This window comes from Polaribacter filamentus, from assembly GCF_002943715.1.
Taxonomy (GTDB): Bacteria; Bacteroidota; Bacteroidia; order Flavobacteriales; family Flavobacteriaceae; genus Polaribacter; species Polaribacter filamentus.
Window position 1 is genome coordinate 1 of record NZ_MQUA01000004.1, and the last position, 22734, is coordinate 22734.

At 31.4% G+C, this 22734-nt stretch carries 19 protein-coding genes and 1 pseudogene; 6 read left to right on the plus strand and 14 right to left on the minus strand.

Annotated elements, in window-relative coordinates; all coding sequences use genetic code 11:
* The 7 genes from rodA to BST83_RS00200 form a co-directional block, all read right to left on the minus strand.
* Positions 1-610: rod shape-determining protein RodA (gene rodA / locus BST83_RS00170; protein WP_367889116.1), on the minus strand; the 610-nt coding region annotated here is incomplete at its 3' end.
* A gap of 180 nt (positions 611-790) precedes the next feature.
* A complete protein-coding gene (mrdA, locus tag BST83_RS00175) occupies positions 791-2725 on the minus strand; it encodes a penicillin-binding protein 2 (protein ID WP_104808051.1) in 1935 nt (644 codons plus the stop codon).
* A gap of 494 nt (positions 2726-3219) precedes the next feature.
* Entirely contained in the window at positions 3220-3804 is a 585-nt protein-coding gene (gene mreC / locus BST83_RS00185; protein WP_367889112.1) for a rod shape-determining protein MreC, read from the minus strand.
* Positions 3805-4076: 272 nt separating this feature from the next.
* Positions 4077-5105: a rod shape-determining protein gene (locus BST83_RS00190; RefSeq protein WP_104808052.1), complete on the minus strand. Its 1029-nt coding sequence runs from the start codon at positions 5103-5105 to the stop codon at positions 4077-4079.
* A 75-nt stretch (positions 5106-5180) separates the two neighbouring features.
* A complete protein-coding gene (gene purH, locus BST83_RS00195; RefSeq protein WP_104808053.1) occupies positions 5181-6707 on the minus strand; it encodes a bifunctional phosphoribosylaminoimidazolecarboxamide formyltransferase/IMP cyclohydrolase in 1527 nt (508 codons plus the stop codon).
* A 139-nt stretch (positions 6708-6846) separates the two neighbouring features.
* Positions 6847-6975: a hypothetical protein gene (locus tag BST83_RS21115; protein ID WP_302849435.1), complete on the minus strand. Its 129-nt coding sequence runs from the start codon at positions 6973-6975 to the stop codon at positions 6847-6849.
* 76 nt (positions 6976-7051) lie between these two features.
* Positions 7052-7504, minus strand: coding sequence for a GAF domain-containing protein (locus BST83_RS00200; protein ID WP_104808054.1), 453 nt, complete (start codon positions 7502-7504; stop codon positions 7052-7054).
* Positions 7505-7638: 134 nt separating this feature from the next.
* On the opposite strand from BST83_RS00200, the gene BST83_RS00205 reads away from it, so the two are divergent.
* The 4 genes from BST83_RS00205 (at position 7639) to BST83_RS00220 (ending at position 11946) form a co-directional block, all read left to right on the plus strand.
* The gene (locus BST83_RS00205) at positions 7639-8043 is read left to right on the plus strand and encodes an HYC_CC_PP family protein (protein ID WP_104808055.1); all 405 of its coding nucleotides are present in this window, start codon (positions 7639-7641) and stop codon (positions 8041-8043) included.
* Between the two features lie 158 nt (positions 8044-8201).
* Entirely contained in the window at positions 8202-10364 is a 2163-nt protein-coding gene (locus tag BST83_RS00210; protein WP_170062695.1) for a TonB-dependent receptor, read from the plus strand.
* 156 nt (positions 10365-10520) lie between these two features.
* A complete protein-coding gene (locus BST83_RS00215; protein ID WP_104808057.1) occupies positions 10521-10940 on the plus strand; it encodes a heavy-metal-associated domain-containing protein in 420 nt (139 codons plus the stop codon).
* A gap of 28 nt (positions 10941-10968) precedes the next feature.
* A complete protein-coding gene (locus BST83_RS00220; RefSeq protein WP_104808058.1) occupies positions 10969-11946 on the plus strand; it encodes a succinylglutamate desuccinylase/aspartoacylase family protein in 978 nt (325 codons plus the stop codon).
* A 94-nt stretch (positions 11947-12040) separates the two neighbouring features.
* Here the strand turns inward: BST83_RS00220 and groL are convergent, their stop codons facing one another.
* The 7 genes from groL to miaB all read right to left on the minus strand — a co-directional run bounded on the left by groL (position 12041) and on the right by miaB (position 18754).
* Positions 12041-13669, minus strand: coding sequence for a chaperonin GroEL (groL, locus tag BST83_RS00225; RefSeq protein ID WP_104808059.1), 1629 nt, complete (start codon positions 13667-13669; stop codon positions 12041-12043).
* A gap of 108 nt (positions 13670-13777) precedes the next feature.
* Positions 13778-14053: a co-chaperone GroES gene (locus tag BST83_RS00230; RefSeq protein WP_104808060.1), complete on the minus strand. Its 276-nt coding sequence runs from the start codon at positions 14051-14053 to the stop codon at positions 13778-13780.
* A gap of 176 nt (positions 14054-14229) precedes the next feature.
* Positions 14230-14565, minus strand: coding sequence for a preprotein translocase subunit SecG (secG, locus tag BST83_RS00235; protein WP_104808061.1), 336 nt, complete (start codon positions 14563-14565; stop codon positions 14230-14232).
* The gene (locus BST83_RS00240) at positions 14562-15326 is read right to left on the minus strand and encodes a DUF8458 domain-containing protein (RefSeq protein WP_104808062.1); all 765 of its coding nucleotides are present in this window, start codon (positions 15324-15326) and stop codon (positions 14562-14564) included. Before BST83_RS00240 ends, secG begins: the two co-directional genes overlap by 4 nt.
* Positions 15327-15354: 28 nt before the next feature.
* The gene (locus BST83_RS00245) at positions 15355-15885 is read right to left on the minus strand and encodes an LptE family protein (protein WP_104808063.1); all 531 of its coding nucleotides are present in this window, start codon (positions 15883-15885) and stop codon (positions 15355-15357) included.
* A gap of 78 nt (positions 15886-15963) precedes the next feature.
* A complete protein-coding gene (locus tag BST83_RS00250) occupies positions 15964-17187 on the minus strand; it encodes a sigma 54-interacting transcriptional regulator (RefSeq protein ID WP_104808064.1) in 1224 nt (407 codons plus the stop codon).
* A 112-nt stretch (positions 17188-17299) separates the two neighbouring features.
* Entirely contained in the window at positions 17300-18754 is a 1455-nt protein-coding gene (gene miaB, locus BST83_RS00255) for a tRNA (N6-isopentenyl adenosine(37)-C2)-methylthiotransferase MiaB (RefSeq protein WP_104808065.1), read from the minus strand.
* A 200-nt stretch (positions 18755-18954) separates the two neighbouring features.
* Between miaB and topA the strand changes: the two are divergent.
* Together topA and BST83_RS00265 are read left to right on the plus strand one after the other, a co-directional pair.
* Positions 18955-21464: pseudogene (gene topA / locus BST83_RS00260) on the plus strand (type I DNA topoisomerase).
* A gap of 35 nt (positions 21465-21499) precedes the next feature.
* Positions 21500-22660 (plus strand): formimidoylglutamase, encoded by a 1161-nt coding sequence (locus tag BST83_RS00265; protein WP_104808066.1) that lies wholly within the window; start codon positions 21500-21502, stop codon positions 22658-22660.
* The last annotated feature ends 74 nt before the right edge of the window (positions 22661-22734 follow it).

A 22734-nucleotide genomic window follows, 5' to 3' on the forward strand; every position in this document is an offset into this window, starting at 1 on the left:
TGTAGCCAATGTTTACATTGTCTACTTTCATGCCTAGTAAAACTTCAAAACGATCTCTATGGTGTTGTTTAAATATGTTATTATAGGTAAATTCTGTTCCGAAAATAAACAGGGCAACCAAGGCATAAAAGCCTAAAATTTTGTACCAATTAAACCTAAAAAATCTTTTTCCTCCTCTATAAATTATATAGGCTGTAACTATAGAAATAATAATAAAAAGGGAAATAAACATTGTATTTGCTCCAAAAAAAATAGTGAGAACAAATAAGGCAATTACAGCTGCTCCCAATAGAATATAATTAAGCGTTAAACCTTCTCTATTTAGCACAAAAAAGAAGGATAGATAGATAAGTGCAGAACCAGCATCTGGCTGTAAAGTGATTAGGAGTGCCGGAAAGAAAACAATGATAAAAGCTTTTATTTGATTCTTAACCAACTTAAAGTTGTATTGTCTATCACTTAATAATTTAGCAACGGCTAAAGCTGTACAAGCTTTCACAAATTCTGAAGGTTGCAGACTCATAACGCCAAAATTAAACCAAGACTTAGCGCCATTAATTTCATTTCCGAGGGGAAAAGTAAGAGTAAAGAAAAGATAGAAATAAGGTATAAAATACTTGCAAACTTTTCATAAAATTTGAATTAAAGAAAAGAATACTTATGATCAAAGGAACACTTAAGCTAATCCAGAGAATTTGTTTTCCATATTTTGTAGAGAAATCTAAGATTTCATGATTTTCTTCGGTTTTAGAGGTTGCAAAAATGTTTAACCATCCAAAACCAACTAAAATTATATATAGAAAAATAAAAGCCAATCTATACCTGCAAAAATATTATTCTTTTCTTGACGCATTTTTTTATCTTTTGGTGTTTGATTATTATACGTCTCTTGCAAACTCATCATTAATATATTTCGCTCTCTGTATTCGTTTGCTTCAGAAATACTACCGTTTAAATATTTTTCTATTAATAAACTCGTAATTGGAGCTGCAATTGTAGATCCAAAACCACCATTTTCCACAAAAACGGCGATTGCAATTTTTGGATTATCTTTTGGCGCAAAAGCAATTAAAATAGAATGGTCTTTTGCTTGAACCTTAATACCGTCAACCATTTTTATAGAATTTTCTGATGTTCCTGTTTTTCCACAAATTTCAATTCCCTCAACCTGGCTCCATCTTCCGGTTCCTGTTTTAAAAACTTCATGCATAGCTTCTATAACTGGTGTAAAATACTCTTTGTTAATGGTCGTTTGTTTTTTAGACGTAAAATCAGGATTGTTAATTATTTTTCTATTGATTTTTTTAACAATATGTGGTGTGTAAAAAAAGCCTCTGTTGGCAATAGCTGCTGTGAAATTTGCTAATTGAATAGGAGTTGTTAAAATTTCTCCTTGTCCAATTGCATTAGATATGGTTGTAGAAGCGCCCCAAGCATATTTATATCTGGCATCATAATAACTTGCATCAGGAATTAATCCTTTTTGACCTGCAGGTAAATCATATCCTAAGTAATTACCTAATCCAAAGCTTGTTATGTGCTTGTTCCAGTTGTTTAATCCTTGAGAAGGTTTGTTGTTTTTTTCTATAATTTTTTTATAGGTATTAGAGAAATAACTATTACAAGATCGTGCAATTGCAGTATTTAACCTGATAGGAGAATTGTAAATTCCACAATGGCATTTCATAAATGCATTAGCGCTTCTTCCATAGCTGTAACCCCCAAAACATAAAAAGGAAGTTTGTTCTGTAATAACATTTTCTTGTAAACCAATCAACGCATTCATTATTTTAAATGGAGATCCAGGAGGATACGCAGCCAATAATCCTCTGTCATAGGTCGGTTTTTCAGGATTATTTGGGTCCATTAAACTAGCGGAGTTTATAGAGCGTTTTCTACCAACTAACATATTTGGGTCATAAGAAGGAGAAGTCACTAATGCTAAAATTTCTCCCGTTGATGGCTCGATAGCGACAATACCACCGCGTTTTCCATTCATTAATTGTTGTGCAAATAGCTGTAAATCGATATCTATTGTTAGTGTTAAATCTTTTCCATTTTCAGGAAGCGTGTCAATAACACCATTCTTATAAGAACCAGTAACTTTATTAAAACGATTTCTTTGTAAATATTTTTTCCCTTTTCTACCTCTTAAAACGTCTTCATATTGTTTTTCTACACCATCTTTCCCTTCTAATTCTCCAGATTGATAGTAATCGTTTTTTTTAGCTTTTTCTTCATTTACTTCACCTATATAACCGAGCACATTGGCTGCCGCATTTATTGGATAATTTCTAATGATTCTTTTTTGAATATAAAAACCATTGTATTTGTGCATTTTTTCTTGTAAAAAAGCAAAATCTTCTTTGGCTAATTGCTTTAAAAATACGGATGGTAAATAAGACGCATAATGTTCAGCTCTTTGAAATCGTATTAAAAAATCTACTTTATCAATTTTCAAAAGGTTACAAAATTCTAGTGTATCTATTGCTCCTACCTGATTTGGTTGCACCATAACATCATAAGAAAGCTCATTTGCAACTAATAATTTCCCGTTTCTATCATAAATATAACCACGCTCAGGATAATCATATTCAATTTTTACAGCAGCATTATGAATTGGATTGTAAGTCTCCCCTTTTATTATTTGGAGTTGAAACAAACGACCAATAAAAATTAGCCCCATAAGGGTTATTAAAAAATAAAGTAAAAAACTTCTGTTCATTATTCGTTTTTGGTAAAAATATAAGTTCCTAAAAAGTACAATGTCAATGTAAAAATACTTGAGAACAGCGTATTTAATAGTACGTTGGAAAAATTTTGAAAACTAAAATTAGCAAAAGAAAAGTAGATTAAGTGGTGAATTAATGTTAAAGTTACAACAAAGTTAAAATTTTTTCCAAAAGACTCTGAACTTAGCTTAAAAAAAGAATAGTCAGTTTCAACCTTTCTGAAGTATATTCGAACAAAAAATAATCTTAAGTAGGCGATAAATAAAATTGAAAAAGCATGAATTCCTCCAGAATCAGAGAAAAAATCAATAAAAAGGCCAAGTAAAAAACTGTAAAAAAGAAATGGAATTCTATTGCTTTTTAATGGATATAAAAAACGAAAGTAATATATAAATAAGGATTTATATACCCAAGAAACAAAATGTTATTCAGAACAAAAACCTGCAAAAAAAGTAGGAATAAAAATAATGCCACTATGTTAAATGGTTTATTCATTTTGTGCCTCTAGGGTATTAATTTCTTCTTTATTAAAATTCTTTACAATATATACAAAACCTAAATTACTCATATCATTAAAAAGTGTAACATTCACTTTATTGTCTACGGAGTTTCCTTTGTTTATTTCTGATATTGTACCAATTAAGATTCCTTCAGGAAAAATAGTTGATTTCCCACCAGTTTCAATGGTATCTCCAATTTTTAGTGGTGCTTGTCTTGGAATGTCAGAAAGTTGAACTGTATTATAGTTTTTGCCGTTCCAGCCTAAAGTGCCAAAGTAATTACTGTTTTTTAAACGCGCATTAATTTTACTATTTCTATTTAAAATAGATTGTATTCTCGCATAACTATCAGAAACATTGTCTATAATACCAATAATTCCTTTGCTATTAATTACAGCTATTTCTTTCTGTATTCCTTGGAGTTTACCTTTATTAATCGTTAAAAAGTTAAACTCTTTATCGTAATTATTTTTGATTATTTTGGCAGTTGAATAACTATATTTCTGTTGATATTTAGTGGTGTCAATTGTAATAGTATCAATGACAACAGTCTCTTTATTAATATTTAGCAATATATTTTTTCTAAAAGATTTTTTAACCGAGTATTTTCTTCAGCTAGAAATTTATTTTCTGATTTTAAACTCCAGTATTCTGAAATATTTGATGCTTTCAAGTAGATGCCACCAGTTATAGCATTAGCGGAGTTTACAAATTTGCTTTTATGAAAATCAAGATTATTAAATATTAAAGCAAGTGCAATAAACTCTAATAATAAAAAGAATAGAAAATATTTAAACTTTCGAAAAAAATAGATGAGTTGTTGCATTGTTAAACGGTAAGAATGCTAATTCATTAAAATATTTTTGTATTTTTTTAGTTCTTTTAAAGCGATTCCTGTTCCACGAACAACAGCTCTTAAAGGATCTTCTGAGACATAAACAGGTAAGTCTGTTTTACGAGACAAGCGTTTATCTAAACCTCTTAACATAGAGCCACCACCTGCTAAATAAATACCAGTATTGTAAATATCTGCGGCTAATTCTGGTGGAGTTTTAGACAAAGTTTCCATTACAGCATCTTCAATTCTTAAAATAGATTTATCTAATGCTTTCGCAATTTCTCTATAAGAGACTTGTACTTGTTTTGGTTTACCGCTTAATAAATCTCTACCTTGAACCAGCATTTCTTCTGGCGGCGTATCCAAATCTTCGGTTGCAGCACCAATTGTAATTTTAATTCTTTCGGCGGTAGTTTCTCCAACATGCAAATTATGTTGGGTACGCATGTAATACATAATGTCGTTGGTAAATAAATCGCCCGCAACTTTTACAGATTGATCACAAACAATTCCTCCTAAAGCAATTACTGCAATTTCGGTAGTACCACCACCTATATCAATAATCATGTTTCCTTTTGGCTCCATAATATCAATACCAACACCAATTGCCGCAGCCATTGGCTCATAAATTAAATAAATTTCTTTTGCATTCATGTGTTTTGCAGAATCTCTTACAGCTCGTTTTTCAACTTCTGTAATTCCTGATGGAATACAAATTACCATTCTTAATGCAGGTGGAAATAATCTCTTTTTTATTGATGGAATCTGTTTAACAAATTCCTTAATCATTTCTTCGGATGCTTGGAAGTCAGCAATAACTCCGTCTTTTAAAGGACGGATTGTTTTTATATTTTCATGGGTTTTTCCTTGCATTAAATTGGCTTCTTGGCCAATAGCAATTATTTTACCAGTAATTCTGTCTCTAGCAACAATAGACGGGGCATCGATAACAACTTTTCCGTTGTGAATTATCAATGTATTTGCAGTCCCTAAATCGATTGCAATATCTTCAGTCATAAAATCGAAAAAACCCATAAAATAGTATCTTGTTTTGTCTAAATGTGTATGTACAAATCTACTAAATATAATTTGTATTTTACATTAAATTTATTAATGTTTAAAATGTCTTGTTCCCGTCATAACCATAGACAAATTATTGGCGTTACAATAGTCTACACTTAGTTGATCTTTGATAGACCCTCCAGGCTGAATTACGCTTTTAATACCAGCTTTATCTGCAATTTCTACACAGTCTGGAAATGGGAAAAATGCATCACTAGCCATGACAGATCCACTTAAATTGAAACCAAAATTAGTGGCCTTTTCAATTGCTTGGTTTAAAGCATCAACTCTGCTCGTTTGGCCCGTTCCACTTGCTAATAATTGCTTATTCTTAACTAAAACAATTGTGTTGGATTTTGTATTTTTACACAACTTAGATGCAAATAATAAATCAGCCAGCTCATTTTCAGTTGGTTTATTGTTTGTTGCATAGCTTAAATCCGCTAATTTGTCTGTAATATGGTCTTTATCCTGAACCAATAAGCCGTTTAATGAAGTTCGAATTAATTGATTAGGTAATTCAACTTCTTTCTGAATTAAGATTATTCTATTTTTTTTCCCTTTTATGATGGTCAAAGCGTCATCAGAAAAACTTGGGGCAATTACAACTTCGCAAAATAACAAATGAATTTCTTTAGCAGTTGTAGCATCAATTTCTGTATTTGCAATTAAAACACCGCCAAACGCAGAAACAGGGTCTCCTGATAAGGCATCTACGTAAGCTTGTTTAAGTGTTTCTCTTTGCGCAAAACCACAAGCATTATTATGTTTTAAAATTGCAAAAGTTGGTGCTTCTCCTTTAAACTCTGCCATTAAATTTACAGCAGCATCTACATCTAGTAGGTTGTTGTAGCTTAATTCTTTACCATGTAATTTATCAAACATTGCATCTAAATCCCCAAAGAAATATCCTTTTTGATGAGGGTTTTCGCCATAACGTAAGGTTTTTGAAGTTTGATGACTCGCTTTAAAAACAATTTCATCTTCATTAAAATAATTGAAGATTGCAGTGTCGTAATGTGAAGAAATATTAAAAGATTTTGCAGCAAATTTCTTTCTTTGTTCAATGCTTGTTACTCCATTATTTTCTGATAGAATTGATAAAAATTCTTCATATTGATCCATAGAAGAAACGGTAAAAGTATCTTTAAAATTCTTTGCTGATGCTCTAATTAAAGAGATTCCGCCAATATCAATTTTCTCTACAATGTCTTGTTCTGATGCTCCAGAAGCCAATGTTTTTTCAAATGGATATAAATCAACAATTACTAAATCAATTTGCGGAATATTGTATTCTTTTAATTCAGCACTATCAGTTTCGTTGTCTTGTCTGTTTAAAATACCTCCAAAAATTTTTGGATGTAAAGTTTTTACTCTTCCGCCTAAAATAGAAGGATAAGAAGTTACTTCATCAACAGGAATCACATTGATCCCTAGTTCTTTAATGAATTTTTCGGTTCCTCCTGTAGAGTAAATAGTTACATTTAATTCGTTTAGTTTTTGCACAATTGGCGCTAAACCATCTTTGTGAAAAACCGAAATTAAGGCAGATTTAATTGTTTTTGAAGTGCTCATTTAATGTTGTCTTGTTAAGCATACAAAAATACGTAAACATTGAGTGAATCACAATAAAAATATAGTAACAAATAAGGCACCAGTAATCCACAATAAATTTAAGCAAATTTTGTTTTTCTTTTTATCAAAAGGCAAGTTATTATTCATCATTATCTAAAAAATTTCGAAACCAAATAATAAATTGATCTAAAAAAGATTTCTTTTTTATAAATAAATTAGATTCGGGATTCCTAGAAGAAAAGGCAGAAACAGATTCTTGTTTTCTCATTACTTAAAAATTTGAGTCACAATAAGCATGCTATCCCTAGTGGATTTGAGCAAAAATGAAATATTTCCCAACAAAACTATAGAATTTTTGATAATTTTTCGCAAATATATTCCAAAAGGCGCTCATCTTTTTCTGTAAAAGTGTTTGCTGTATGAGAATCTATATCAATTTGACCAATATTTTGTCCAGCAACAAAAATAGGAATCACAATTTCTGATTTCACTTTCCAACCACAAGAAATGTAGTTTTCCTGTGCTGTAACGTCTTGAACTACAAAGTTTTTGTTGCTAACGGCAACTTGACCACAAATCCCTTTTCCGAAAGGAATAATTGTGTGCTCTGTGGGCTCACCAGTAAATTGTGCTAATTTTAATTCTTCTTTATCTCCGTTTTTAAAATAAAAGCCAACCCAATCATAGTAAGAAATTTCGCTTTCTAAAAAATCACAAATCGCTTGTAATTTTTCTTCTTTTGTTGATTTTGATGCAATAATAACATCTATCTTTTGTTGTAAAATAGTTATATCCATATTTCAAAAATTGACTACAAAAGTATATCAAAAAAAATTATTTGATTGTGTTATTTGTTTTTTTAGTAAAAATCTAGAAGAAAATAAATAGGAGTCAGAGTTTGAAATTCTTATCGTAAATTTACAACTAGAACATGAAACAACTATTCACTAAAATATCGACTTTTCTGTTAGCATTCTTTGTCCTTTTTTCTACGTTCTCGTTTACGGTAGAAACGCATTATTGTGGCGATTTATTAGTGGGTGTTTCTTTTGTTGGTGAAGCTGAAAGCTCTACAATGAGTGCAGATTTAGCTGCGTGCGTAAAAAGGGATAACTGCTGTAAAGTAGAAATTCAAAAAGTTGTTGGCCAAAATCAATTGAGATTTCATCAAATAGAGAAGCTGTCTATTAGTAAACAACAGTTTATAGCCCTTTTTTTTGTTTCTAAGAATGATTTATTTACAAAAAATAAATCAAAAAATAAGTTTTACAAAGATTTTTCTCCGCCTGATATTTGTTTAGATTATCAGATTTTATATCAAACTTTTTTAATTTGATTCTTATTTTTTAATAACAGTGATCATCTTTTCGGATGATAAAAACGTATGTTATTCAATAAAAATCAAAACATAAAAATGAAAAAATAATTATAAATAGTTTCTTGCTATTTATTCCAATCCTAGTCTTTTCTCAAGCAACTTTTACAGGAAAGATTATGGATAAAAATAATTCCATTGATAATGCAGGTATTTCTGGCGCTACGGTGCATTGGCTCCATACAAATGTAAGTGCAGTAACCAACGAAAAAGGGTGGTTTACCATTGCTTATAAGGAAGAATTTAAAAAATTAGTTGTCAATTATTTAGGGTATAAAACAGACACCATAACAATAAATAGTTTGGAACCAATTCATCATTTTTTAACCGCAGAAAGCGAATTAGAAGAGGTAACTATTAATACGAGGAGAAAAGCAACTCAAAAATCTTTTTTCTCAACGGCCAATATGTTTACGGTAAACGCAGAGGAATTATTAAAAGCTGCTTGCTGTAATTTGGCAGAAAGTTTTGAAACAAATCCTTCAATCGACGTTAGTTTTTCTGATGCGTTAACAGGAACAAAACAAATACAAATGTTGGGTTTAACGAGTCCTTATTTGTTAATTACACAAGAAAATATTCCTTCAATTAGAGGAGCATCGCAAGCATTCGGACTCACATTTACACCAGGAACTTGGGTAGAAAGTATTCAAATTTCAAAAGGTGCAGGTTCTGTAGTAAATGGTTTTGAGAGTATTTCCGGACAAATAAATGCTGAATTGGTGAAACCTTTTAGCGATAATAAGTTCTTTTTAAATGCGTTCGGATCTGCAAATGGACGATTCGAATTAAATACACATTTTAATGAAAAAGTTTCAGAGAAATGGCAAACAGGTTTGTATGTGCATGGAAATTATACCGGTCAAAAGTTTGACATGAATGATGATAATTTTTTAGACATGCCTATATCAAACCAAATAAATGTAATGAATAGATGGCAATTTACGGATGCAGAAAAAGGTTGGGTAAGTTTTATAAATGTTCGCTTTTTAAAGGATGAAAAACAAACTGGCGAGCTTAATTTTAATCCAAAGATAGATAAAGGAACAACCAATTATTGGGGAAGTGAAATTGATACAAAACGTTTTGAAACATCCGCTAAATTAGGCTATGTTTTTCCTGAAATGCCTTTTCAAAGTATTGGTTTTCAAATTGCGTATAGCAACCATGAACAAGATTCTTATTTTGGATTGAATATATATGATATTCAACATGAAAGCGTGTATTCTAACATTATTTTTAATTCAATTATTGGTGATACTAGAAACAAATTTAGAACAGGAATTAGTTTTACCTATGATCAATTCAATGAACTTGTAAACACGACAGATTTTAGTAGAATGGAAAATGATTTTGGAGCATTTTTTGAATATGCATTTGATAATTTAGATAATTTTAGTCTAACAGCAGGTGTAAGAATTGATAGGCATAATTTATTAGGGACTTTTATAACACCAAGATTACATCTTAGATATGTGCCTTGGGAAAAAGGTGCTTTTAGAGCTTCTGTTGGAAGAGGAAAAAGAAGTGCTAATATTTTTGCGGAAAATCAGCAATTATTTGCAAGTTCAAGACAAATAAATATTGATGATATTGGTGGAAATATCTACGGATTAAATCCTGAAATTGCATGGAATTATGGAGTTTCCTATTTGCAGCGATTTAATTTATTTGATAAAAAAGGAGATATTACCTTTGACTTTTATCAAACAAACTTTCAAAATCAGGTAGTGGTAGATTGGGAAAATCCGCAGGAAATTTCTTTTTATGATCTAAACGGAAAAAGTAGTGCCAATAGTTTTCAAGTTGAGGTAAATTATACACTTGCAGAACAACTTAATTTAAGAACGGCATACAAGTATTTTGATATTTCTACGGATTTTAAAAACGGTAATTTGCAAAAACCAATTCAGCCTCAAAATAGGTTTTTTGCAAATATTTCTTACGAAACTTATTTAGAAGATGACGGCAAACAATGGAGGTTTGATGTTACTTTTAATAATATAGGTAAACAACGTTTGCCAAATACAAGCTCTAATCCTGCTCAATATCAATTGCCAGTTTATTCGGATGCGTATCAATTGTTAAATTCACAAATAACAAAGGTATTTTCGAATAAGTTTGAGGTGTATATAGGAGCAGAGAATTTAACAAATGTTCAACAGAAAAATCCTATTTTAGCAAGCGATGCTCCTTTTAGTCCTTATTTTGATAGTACAATTGTGTATTCTCCAATTTTTGGACGCACAATTTATGCAGGATTAAGATTTAAAATTAAGTAATTTAAAAACTAATAAATAATTACATATTGCTTCAAACGAGTTTATAAGGAACGAATAGATTTATATCGAGAAGTTTTTAATTTTATCGATCTATTTTCTTTCACCTAAAATCCAAAGAAAACATTAAAAAAGTATAACTAAAAAAATCAATAAAAAATGAAAAAAATAATATTCATAGTAAGTATCGTAATGATTGGCTTTTCAGCACAATCACAAGAAATAAAAAAGAACAAAAATGCTAAAGTATCTTTTGAAGTGGATGGAATTTGCGGCATGTGTAAAAAAAGAATTGAAACTGCCGCTTTACAATCGAAAGGTGTAAAATATGCAATTTGGAGTGTAGAAACTCATCAATTAAATTTAATTATGGATGAACGTAAAACGGATTTAAAAACCATACAAAATGCTATTTTGGAAGTTGGTCACGATGTTGTTGGTTTTGAAAATAAGAAACTAAAAGCCACAGACGAAGCTTATAATTCGGTTCATCCTTGCTGTAAATACAGAGATGAAGAAATTGTTTTAGACCATGAAGGCGAGTTGAAAAAGCAAAAAAAGGAGATTAAAAAGAATTAATTTGAACTATTATTTTTTAAGTTAAATAATGATATTAGATAAAAAACATACAGAAGATTTAGAAATATTAGGTGAAAAAATAAAACTTGGAGAAAGTAGAAAGCTTAATTTTAATACTGCAACTTTATTTACAGGCACACCAGTAGAAGTACCCGTATTTATAGAAAGATCAATAAATCCTGGGCCAACCGTTTTAATTACAGCAGGTATTCATGGGGATGAGATTAATGGAATGGAGATTGTTAGAGAAATTTTAACCCATAAATTAAACAGACCTATAAGAGGAACAATAATTTGTATGCCAATCGTTAATATTTTTGGGTTTATTAATAAATCAAGATTTTTTCCTGATGGTAGGGATTTAAATAGGCAGTTTCCTGGAAATTCAAAAGGATCTTTGGCAAGTAGATTTGCCTATAATTTTTCTAAAGAAATTTTACCGCTTGCGGATTTTTGTCTAGATTTTCATACAGGTGGGGCAGATCGTTACAATGCAGCACAAATTAGAATAGAACAGGATAATGAAGTTGTCGCTAAATTAGCATCTATATTTAATGCGCCTTTTACCTTGTATGGTGATCAAATAGAAGGTTCTTACCGCGAATTGTGTAATAAAATGAACATTCCGATTTTGTTAAACGAAAGTGGAAAAAGTTTAAGTTTAGATAAAGTAATTTGCAAAGAGGCTTTAAACGGAGTGAAAAGAGTTCTGGCTCATTTAGAAATGTTGAATCCAAAAATTGAAGTTCCAGCAATTGTTAAGAAGAGTATTTTTATAAATGACACGCATTGGATGCGTGCTGATTGTTCTGGTTTTTTACACATAAAAACAAACTTACAGGATTTTGTAACTAAAGATCAATTGATTGCTAGAATTTCAGATCCTTTTGGAGCTGTAAGTCACCCGGTTTTAGCAACAAATGATGGGTATATTATAAATATTAATCAAGCACCAATGGTGTATCAAGGAGATGCAATATTTCATATTTCCACCAAGACTGAGTAGCTATAAATTTATTAGAAATAAATACGTTAGGCATTTTAAAAAGTAAAAGCTCGAGAATTTCTCGAGCTTTTACTTTTATTTACAATAAATTGAATTACATCATTCCTGGCATTCCGCCGCCACCCATTTGCATTGAAGGCGAATCTTCTTTAATATCTATCAAAGCACATTCTGTAGTTAAAATCATCCCAGCAACAGAAGCAGCATTTTCTAAAGCAACTCTAGTTACTTTTTTAGGATCTATAATCCCAGCTTTTAGCATGTCTACATATTTGTCATTTTTAGCATCATAACCAAAGTTCTTTTTACCTTCTAAAACTTTATTGATAACAACTGAACCTTCACCTCCAGCATTTTCAACTATAATTCTTAAAGGAGCTTCAATTGCTTTGTTTATAATTTGAACACCTGTACTTTCGTCTAAGTTTTCTGTAACTATTTTTTCTAACACTTTTTTAGCACGTACAAATGCAACTCCACCACCAGCAACAATTCCTTCTTCAACGGCAGCTCTTGTAGCATGTAAAGCATCGTCAACTCTGTCTTTTTTTTCTTTCATCTCAACTTCAGAAGCAGCACCAACATATAAAACAGCAACTCCACCAGCTAATTTAGCTAAGCGTTCTTGTAGTTTTTCTTTATCATAATCTGATGTTGTAGTTTCGATCTGAGCTTTAATTTGACTAACTCTTGCTTTAATTAAAGCAGCATCACCAGCACCATTTATAATGGTAGTATTGTCTTTGTCTATTGTTACTGTTTCAGCAGTACCTAATAAGTCTAAAGTTGCGTTTTCAAGAGAAAAACCTCTTTCTTCAGAAATTACAGTTCCACCAGTTAAAATAGCGATATCTTCTAACATTGCTTTTCTTCTGTCTCCAAAACCAGGAGCTTTTACAGCAGCAATTTTTAATCCGCCTCTTAATTTATTTACAACTAAAGTAGCTAAAGCTTGTCCGTCAACATCTTCTGCAATAATTAATAAGGGTCTGCTAGATTGTGCAACTGGCTCTAAAATTGGAAGAATTTCTTGTAAGTTAGAAATTTTCTTATCAAACAATAAAATATACGGATTTTCTAAATCAACAATCATTTTATCAGCATCAGTTACAAAGTATGGAGATAAATAACCTCTATCAAATTGCATACCTTCAACCACGTCAACATACGTTTCCATTCCTTTCGCTTCTTCAACAGTAATTACACCTTCTTTACCAACTTTAGTAAAAGCAGTAGCAATTAAGTCTCCAATAACATCATCGTTATTCGCAGAAATAGCAGCAACTTGTTTTATTTTTTCTGATGAATTTCCAACTTGTTGTGCTTGTTTTGCTAAATCCGCAACGATAGCAGCAACCGCTTTGTCAATACCACGTTTCAAATCCATAGGATTTGCGCCAGCCGCAACATTTTTTAATCCTTCTTTTACAATTGCCTGTGCAAGAACAGTTGCAGTAGTCGTTCCATCACCCGCTAAATCATTAGTTTTTGAAGCAACTTCTTTTACCATTTGAGCTCCCATATTTTCTAAAGGATCTGATAATTCTATTTCTTTTGCTACAGAAACACCATCTTTAGTAACTGTTGGTGCACCAAAAGATTTAGAAATAATTACATTTCTTCCTTTAGGTCCTAACGTTACTTTTACTGCATTTGCTAAGGCGTCAACTCCGCGTTTTAAGCCATCTCTTGCGTCAATATCAAATTTTATGTCTTTTGCCATTTGTTTTTATTTTGCTTTTAGCTGTTAGCACTTGGCTTTTGGCTAAAAAGAATTAATATGAATTTTGTTTTTTTTGCTAAAGGCTAGTTGCCAAAAGCCAATTTCAATTTATATAATCGCTAAAATATCAGATTCACGCATCATTAAATAATCTTTGCCTTCTAATTTTAAATCAGAACCACCATATTTACTATATAAAACAGTGTCACCAACTTTTACAGTTAAAGGTTCGTCTTTTTTGCCAGTTCCAATAGCTACGACAGTTCCTTGTTGTGGTTTTTCTTTTGCATTGTCTGGTATAATTAATCCAGATGCTGTTCTTGTTTCTGCTGGAGCAGGTTCTATAAGAACTCTGTCTGCTAAAGGTTTAATGTTTAATCCCATTTTTTATATAATTTTGATTAATTAAATTAAGTATTATTAATGATTTAATGTTCAGAAACTATGCCACTTGTTTTAAACTGACATTTTTTCGTACATTGAATTTAAAGCTAAATTTTGAACATAAAAAATGCCAACGTGTCATTTACGTTGGCATTTTTTAAGTTCTTTTTTAAAGATTACTTTACCGTGTCTTTAGTTGTAGAAGTTGTATTATTTATAGGAGTTGAGGTAGATTCAATTCCATCTAAAGTATTGTCTAAATTAACATTATTTGATCCTGCTCTAGGAATCGCAAAATTTGATAATAAAATCAAAGCAAACATTGCAATACCAAGTGTCCAAGTTGTTCTGTCTAAGAAGTTATTTGTGTTTTGCACACCACCTAAAGATTGCGCTCCACCACCTCCAAAAGAAGAAGATAAGCCTCCACCTTTAGGATTTTGAACCATAACAATTAAGATTAAAGCTATTGCTACAATCAAAATTAGAATTAAAAATGCTGTATAACTCATGATTTATTTTTTTGTAAAATTTGTATTCTTTTAATTTGGTCTGCAAAGAAACCACTTTTTTCTGGATATTTCAAACTTAAAATTCTATAAGCTTGTATTGCATTTTCATATTTCTTTTGTTCTAGATATACTTTTGCTAAAGTTTCTGTCATTAAAGACGAATCTTGTTTGTTCTGAGTAACTAAAACACTCAAGTTCTTATCTTTTGATAAAGGCGCTATTTTCGGATTATTTTCTATAAACTTCTCAATGATACTCTTTTTTTTGTGAGCTTCATCTGTTGCAGTTTCTTCTCTAATAATGGGTGTTTTTGTTGATAATTGCAACCATTGATTAAAAGAAAAAGTCTCTGATTCTGTAAACGGAATAGGTTTACCAATTTCTAATTTTTCTTCAGACAATTCTATCGGTTTAGAAACTGTTTCAGGTACTATTTCAATATTTTTAATTAAATTATCAGAAGGATTTTCTTCTAAAGTTATTGCTGATATTTCTGGGTGATTTTCTTCTTTTTGAGTATTGTTGAATACTTTTGAAGTTATAAAATCGAACAAAACAGTTCTATCAGTTGTATGAGCTGCCGTTACTTTTAATTCGTTATTGTATTTAAAACTGTTTTGATTTTTTAATCCTTTTAAATACAAAACTCTAGCCGATTGAAAATATGGGAATTCATCAATTACAGACTTTAATTCAGCAGTTTCTAGTTGCTTAATTAAATGATTATTTTCTATGAATTTTATGATAGTATTTGATTCCAAATTTTTAAATTTCTTCTAACTTCTTAGGTTACCATTTTGCAACGGAAGCATTAAATATATCTTGCGTAAGTCGTTCTACAATTTCATCTAAAGCCGCTTCTAAAACACTTCCGGTAAGTTGAGAATTTGCTCCATAATCAGAATAAAAAGAAAATGTTTTTTCGAAATCGTCTTTAACTTCTAATTTATTTATAAAACGAACATTTACAGTAACGGTTAATCTATTTTGAGCTGCTGTTTGGTTCGATGTTCCACTCATTGGTGTCACTCTATACTCTGTAATTTCCCCGCTAAAATGTAAATCGCCGTTAGAGCCTGTAAGCGTTAAATTTGTTTGACGTGTAAATAAATCTTGCAAGTCATTTGTAAATCGCTGTGTTAAAACAGGTTCTACTAAAGGAGCTTGATTTTGGAAAAAATCTATCTGAATTGTTTTTGCATCACCAGTATTTCCGCCGGTAAAAGAGTACGCGCCACAAGCAACTAATAATAAGGTGCTTATTGAGAATACTGTTATGTAGAATATTTTTTCATAATTTTTTAAATGTCCTCGATACAATTTTGATGAAAAATCAAAATCACTCGAACGGATAATTTTAACATAAGCAATTCAAGGGCTGATCAATTAAACGATTCTTTAAAGATCATATTGTTTTATTTTTCGATAAAGAGTCCTTTCAGAAATCCCTAGTTCTTTGGCTGCTAATTTACGTTTATTACTGTTTTTTTCTAGAGATTTTTTAATCATTTCAACCTCTTTGTCTTGTAAAGATAAAGATTCATCTTCTTCAATAGTCTCAATAAAATCATACTCTTTTTCTTCGGATGAATTTTGAGGAATATTTAAAACTTCAAAATTTGAATTTTTTGAATTGCTGCTGCCGTAAATTTTTTCAATTAATTGATGATTTTCTTCTTGAACTTCTTCAATATTTTCATTTTTCAATAAACCTAATGTCAACTTCTTTAAATCGCTGATATCATTACGCATGTCAAATAAAATTTTATACATGATGTCACGCTCGGTAGAGAAATCATTCTCTTTCTTGCCACCAATAACTGCAGGGAAATTCCCTTTATTATTAGGTAAATATTGTTGCATTTTTGCACCGGAAACCACTCTTTCTTCTTCAATCACAGAAATTTGTTCTGCTAAATTTTTTAACTGACGAATATTTCCTGGAAAACGATATTTTAATAAAATAGCAACCGCATTATCATCTAATCGAATAGAAGGCATTCTGTATTTTTGCGCAAAATCTGATGCAAATTTTCGAAACAATAAATGAATATCTTCATTACGATTTCTTAATGCTGGCAAATGAATCTCAACAGTACTTAATCGATAATATAAATCTTCTCTAAATTTTTCTTTTTCAATAGCAGATTCCATATTAACGTTGGTCGCAGCTACGATTCTAACATTTGTTTTTAATACTTTAGATGAGCCTACTTTTATAAACTCGCCATTTTCTAAAACACGTAATAAACGAACTTGAGTTGTTAAAGGCAATTCACCAACTTCATCCAAAAAAATTGTGCCGCCATCAGCAACTTCAAAATATCCTTTTCTGTCCTGAACGGCGCCTGTAAAAGAACCTTTTTCATGACCAAAAAGTTCACTGTCAATTGTTCCTTCCGGAATTGCACCGCAGTTTACGGCAATATATTTTGCGTGCTTTCTGTGTGATAATGAATGTATAATTTTTGGAATATTTTCTTTTCCAACACCACTTTCTCCGGTAACCAAAACAGAAATATCTGTTGGTGCAACTCGTACCGCTTTTTCTATAGCTCTATCAAGTTGCACATCGTTACCAATGATGCCAAAACGTTGTTTTATTGCTTGTATGTTCTCCATGAATAAGCCCCTTTTAATTTCCCCAAAGGGGAAAACACTCTTGTGTTAATATTCTCTTCTTTTTTTTTGACCATAACAGTTCCCTTCGCTTGGGAAGGATTAAGGATGGGCTTTAATTATTATCAGAATACCCAACCACAGTTCCTTTTAAGGTTGCGGAGGTACAATCTTCTACTTTTAATAGTACAAAATCACCTAATTTATAATCGTCTTTTGGAAAAACAGCTACGGTGTTTTGCGTATTTCTACCTTTCCATTCATTCGGATTCTTCTTAGAAGTTCCTTCAATTAAAAATTCTTCAACCTTACCTAAATGTTGCTGAGTTCTATACAAAGCGTGTTCTTGCTGTAAATCTATAATTTCTTGTAATCTTCGTTTTTTAACTTTATGCGGCACATCATCTACCATCTTCTTAGCAGCTAAAGTTCCGGGTCTTTCAGAATAGGCAAACATAAATCCGAAGTCATATTTTACATACTCCATCAACTCTAAAGTATCTTGATGATCTTCTTCGGTCTCGCCACAAAAACCAACAATCATGTCTTGTGATAAAGACATTTCTGGAATGATTTTAAAAATATTATCAACCAACGTTTTGTATTCTTCTCGCGTATGCTGTCTGTTCATCGCTTTCAGCATTTTGTTGCTTCCACTTTGAACCGGTAAATGCAAATATTTACAAATATTTCTATGTTTTGCCATCGTGTGAATCACGTCTAAACTCATGTCTTGCGGATTAGAAGTTGCAAAACGAAAACGCGTTTTTGGAAATCTAGTAGCACACATATCTAACAATTGAGCAAAGTTAACAGCTGTTGCTTGCGCCATTTCTGATGCTTTGTTTAAATCTTTTTTTAAACCACCACCAAACCATAAAAAACTATCTACATTCTGACCTAGAAGTGTAATTTCTTTAAAGTTTTTATCAACCATAGATTGTATTTCCTCTAAAATACTCTTCGGATCTCTGCTTCTTTCGCGTCCGCGAGTAAAAGGAACCACACAAAAAGTACACATATTATCACAACCCCTCGTAATTGAAACAAATGCGGTTACTCCGTTTGAATTTAATCGAACAGGAGAAACATCACCATAGGTTTCTTCTTTTGATAAAATTACATTTACTGCGTCTCTGCCTTCTTCAATTTCTGCTAATAAGTTAGGTAAATCCCTGTAAGCGTCTGGTCCTACAACCAAATCAACAATTTTTTCTTCCTCTAAAAACTTTTCTTTTAAGCGTTCTGCCATACATCCCAAAACACCAACTTTCATATTTTTGTTGATTTTTTTTACGGCATTGTATTTTTGCAAACGCTTTCTAACCGTTGTTTCTGCTTTTTCACGAATTGAGCACGTATTTACCAGCACTAAATCTGCTTCTTCTAAGAATTGTGTGGTGTTATAACCTTGTTCTGCTAGAATTGATGCAACGATCTCACTATCATTCATATTCATTTGACAGCCATAGCTTTCAATGAATAATTTCTTGCCATTTTGTGCTTTATTTTCGGTTACAAGTGCTTTACCTTGTAATTTTTCGTCTATGATTTTTTCTACGTGTTGCATGAATCAATTTTTCATTTAAAAAAAACAAAGATACAACCAAAAATTATTTTTTATGACAGATTGGCAGAAAATATATTGTTGTATTTCTGTTAATTATTTATCGAAAATTGAGGAAATAATTTTTTTTAAAAAAAACTACATACTTTTGCATTCTTAAAGCATACAGTTTATAGTGTGTTTTTTCGACAAAAGAAAGATATATGGCAAAGAATTTAGTAATAGTAGAGTCACCAGCAAAAGCAAAAACCATCGAAAAATTTCTTGGAAAAGATTTTCAAGTTGAATCAAGTTTTGGTCATATTGCAGACTTACCATCCAAAGAATTAGGTATTGATGTTGATGGAGACTTTAGTCCAACATATATAGTTTCTGATGATAAAAAAGCATTGGTAAAAAACTAAAAGCATTAGCTAAAAAGGCAGATACAGTATGGTTAGCGAGTGATGAGGATAGAGAAGGAGAGGCGATTGCTTGGCATTTAAAAGAACAATTAAATTTAAAAGAAGCGAACACAAAGCGTATCGTTTTTCACGAAATCACAAAGAAAGCCATTTTAAAAGCAGTTGAGAATCCTAGAGATATCGACTATAATATGGTAAACGCACAACAAGCGAGAAGAGTTTTAGATCGAATTGTTGGGTATGAGTTATCTCCCGTTTTATGGCGTAAAGTTAAAGGAGGTTTATCCGCAGGAAGAGTGCAATCTGTTGCTGTTCGGTTAATTGTAGAAAGAGAAAGAAGCATTCAAGATTTTAACGCAGAAACACATTATAAAGTAGTTGCAGAGTTTTCTAATAACGAAGGAGCGACTTTTAAAGCCGGAATTCCTAAAAATTTCGAAACTAAAAAAGGAGCAGAAAGTTTCTTGAACTCGTGCACAAATGCTGATTTTTCAATTGCTGAATTAACAAAAAAACCAGCAAAGAAATCACCAGCAGCACCCTTTACAACATCAACATTACAACAAGAGGCATCCAGAAAATTAGGTTTTCCAGTAGGAAAAACAATGCAAGTTGCACAACGGTTGTATGAAGCAGGTTTAATTACCTATATGAGAACCGATAGTGTAAATTTATCGGTGGATGCAAGAGATGAAGCTGCAGAAGAAATTACAAATTATTACGGAAAAGAATATAGCAAGCAACGTGTTTTTAAATCGAAAGTAAAGGGTGCACAAGAAGCCCATGAAGCGATTAGACCAACAAACATGAAAATGCACACGGTTGATACAGAATATGACCAAAATAGATTGTATGATTTAATTTGGAAAAGAACCTTGGCTTCGCAAATGAGTGATGCAGAATTGGAGAGAACCAATGTGAAGATTGAGAATTCTGGAAACACAAAAATATTTACAGCGAACGGCGAAATGATAAAATTTGATGGTTTTCTAAAAGTATATTTAGAAGGTACAGATAATGAAGATGAAGAGCAAGCAGGAATGTTGCCAAATTTAAAAGTAAATCAAAATTTAGAATATACTTTTATAAATGCAACGCAGCGTTTTACAAGTCCGCCATACAGGTTTACAGAAGCATCTTTGGTTAAGCAATTAGAGGAATTGGGTATTGGTCGTCCATCAACATATGCGCCAACAATTTCTACCGTTCAGCGAAGAGGTTATGTAGAAAAAGGTGTAAATGAAGGGGTGGAAAGGGAGTATCAACAGATGATATTGTCAAATGGTGATGTAAGAAATCAGACTTTATCAGAGAAAACAGGTTCAGATAAAAATAAGTTAGTACCTACAGATATTGGGAATATTGTAAACGATTTCTTAGTTGCTAATTTTTCGAATGTTTTAGATTTTGGTTTTACAGCCAAAGTAGAAAGTTCTTTTGATGATATTTCTGAAGGAACAGAAAATTGGACAGAAATGATTAAAGGTTTCTACAAAAAATTCCATGATAATGTAGAGCACGTTAAAGAAAATGCAGAGAGAGAGAGTGGTGAGCGTATTTTAGGAAAACATCCAGAATCTGGAAAAATAGTGTTAGTTCGTTTGGGTAAATTTGGACCGATTGCACAAATTGGTGCTCCAGAAGATGAAGAAAAAGTTTTTGCAAGTTTAAATAAAGATCAGAATTTAGGAACCATTACCATGGAGGAAGCCTTAGAATTGTTCTTATTGCCAAAAACTTTAGGGTTTTATGAAGGCGAAGAAGTAATTGTTTCTAATGGACGTTTTGGACCTTATATTCGATTCGGAACCATGTTTGTTTCTTTGGATAAAGGAGAAAACCCGATGGAAGTTGATTTACCAAGAGCGCAAGAGTTAATTGTTGCAAAACAAGAAGCAGATGCGCCAATTTATCATTACGAAGAATTACCTGTACAAAAAGGGGTTGGACGTTTTGGACCTTTTTTAAAATGGAATAATATTTTTATCAATGTAAGTAAAAAGTACGATTTTGATAATCTTTCGAATGATGATATTATTGAATTAATTGGAGCTAAAAAACAGAAAGAAATAGATAAAGTTATCCATAACTGGCAAGATGAAGGCATTCGTGTAGAAAAAGCAAGATGGGGAAGATATACCGTTCTAAAAGGAAAAATAAAAATTGAGTTGCCAAAAACAACAGAAATTGAGAAACTTTCTAAGGATGAGGCAATTGCCATGATTGAAGCCAAAACCCCAAAGAAAAAAGTTGTAAAAAAGAAAACGGCAGTTAAAAAGATAGCAAAAAAAACAGCTAAAAAGAAATAAAGATTTTGGTATCTTTCCACTCGCAATAAAAATTGATGAATCAAGATTTTTTAACACATGTAGAAGAAGCTGTTTTAGCGCATTTAGCCTTGCAACCGTCTCTGTGCATGGGGAATACAATTAGAGTTTATTCTGAGGAGGGAGGTTTCCCTGATTTAGAAAACGTGCAAATCGCAATTTTTGGAGTTCAAGAAGATAGAAATTCTGAAGGTAATTATGGTTGCGGAAAAAATTTGCATTTTATTAGAAAAAAATTATATCAATTATTTCCAGGAAATTGGCAAACAGAAATTGCCGATTTAGGAAATGTGCTAAAAGGAAATTCTGTTACGGATACGTACTATGCGGTTTCAGAAATTATATCAGACTTATTAAAAAAAAATATCATTCCGATTATAATTGGTGGAGGTCAAGATATTACCTACGTAAATTATAGAGCGTATGATTCTTTGGAGCAGACGGTAAATATTACCGCTGTAGATAGCAGGTTTGATTTGGGTGATTTAGATGCTGAGTTAACATCACAATCGTATTTGAGTAAAATAATTATGCAAGAACCTAGCAACTTGTTTAATTATAGCAATGTTGGATATCAAACGTATTTTAATTCTCAAGAAGAAATACAATTGCTAGATAATTTATTTTTTGATACTTACAGGTTAGGAAAAGCAAAAGAATTAGAAAACATTGAGCCCGCTTTTAGAAATGCAGATATTGTTTCTATAGATATTGGCGCAGTAAGGCAAAGTGAAGCTCCTGCTAATAATAATGCTTCTCCCAATGGGTTTTATGGCGAAGAAATTTGTGCTATTTCTAGATATGCCGGTATTAGTGATAAAGTTTCGTCGTTCGGTATTTATGAGTACAATTCACAATATGATAACAATCATCAAACAGCAAATTTAATTGCACAAATGATTTGGTATTTTATTGAAGGTGTGAATTCTAGAGTAAAAGATTATCCGTTTTCGGGAAAAGAAAACTATCAGAAATTTACCGTTATTTTAGAGGATGATGATCCTTTGGTGTTTTATAAAAGTAATAAAACAGGACGATGGTGGATTGAGATAAATATTTTATCAGATAATAAATACAAAAGACATGCGTTAATACCGTGTACATACAAAGATTACCAAGAAGCAACAAAGCAGATTATACCAGATAGATGGTACAATGCAATGAGGAAAATGCTTTAATAAAATAAATAGTAAAAAATAGTACGTTAAAAACAACTTCAAGATTGTTTTTTAGCAAAAAAAATAATAGGTTT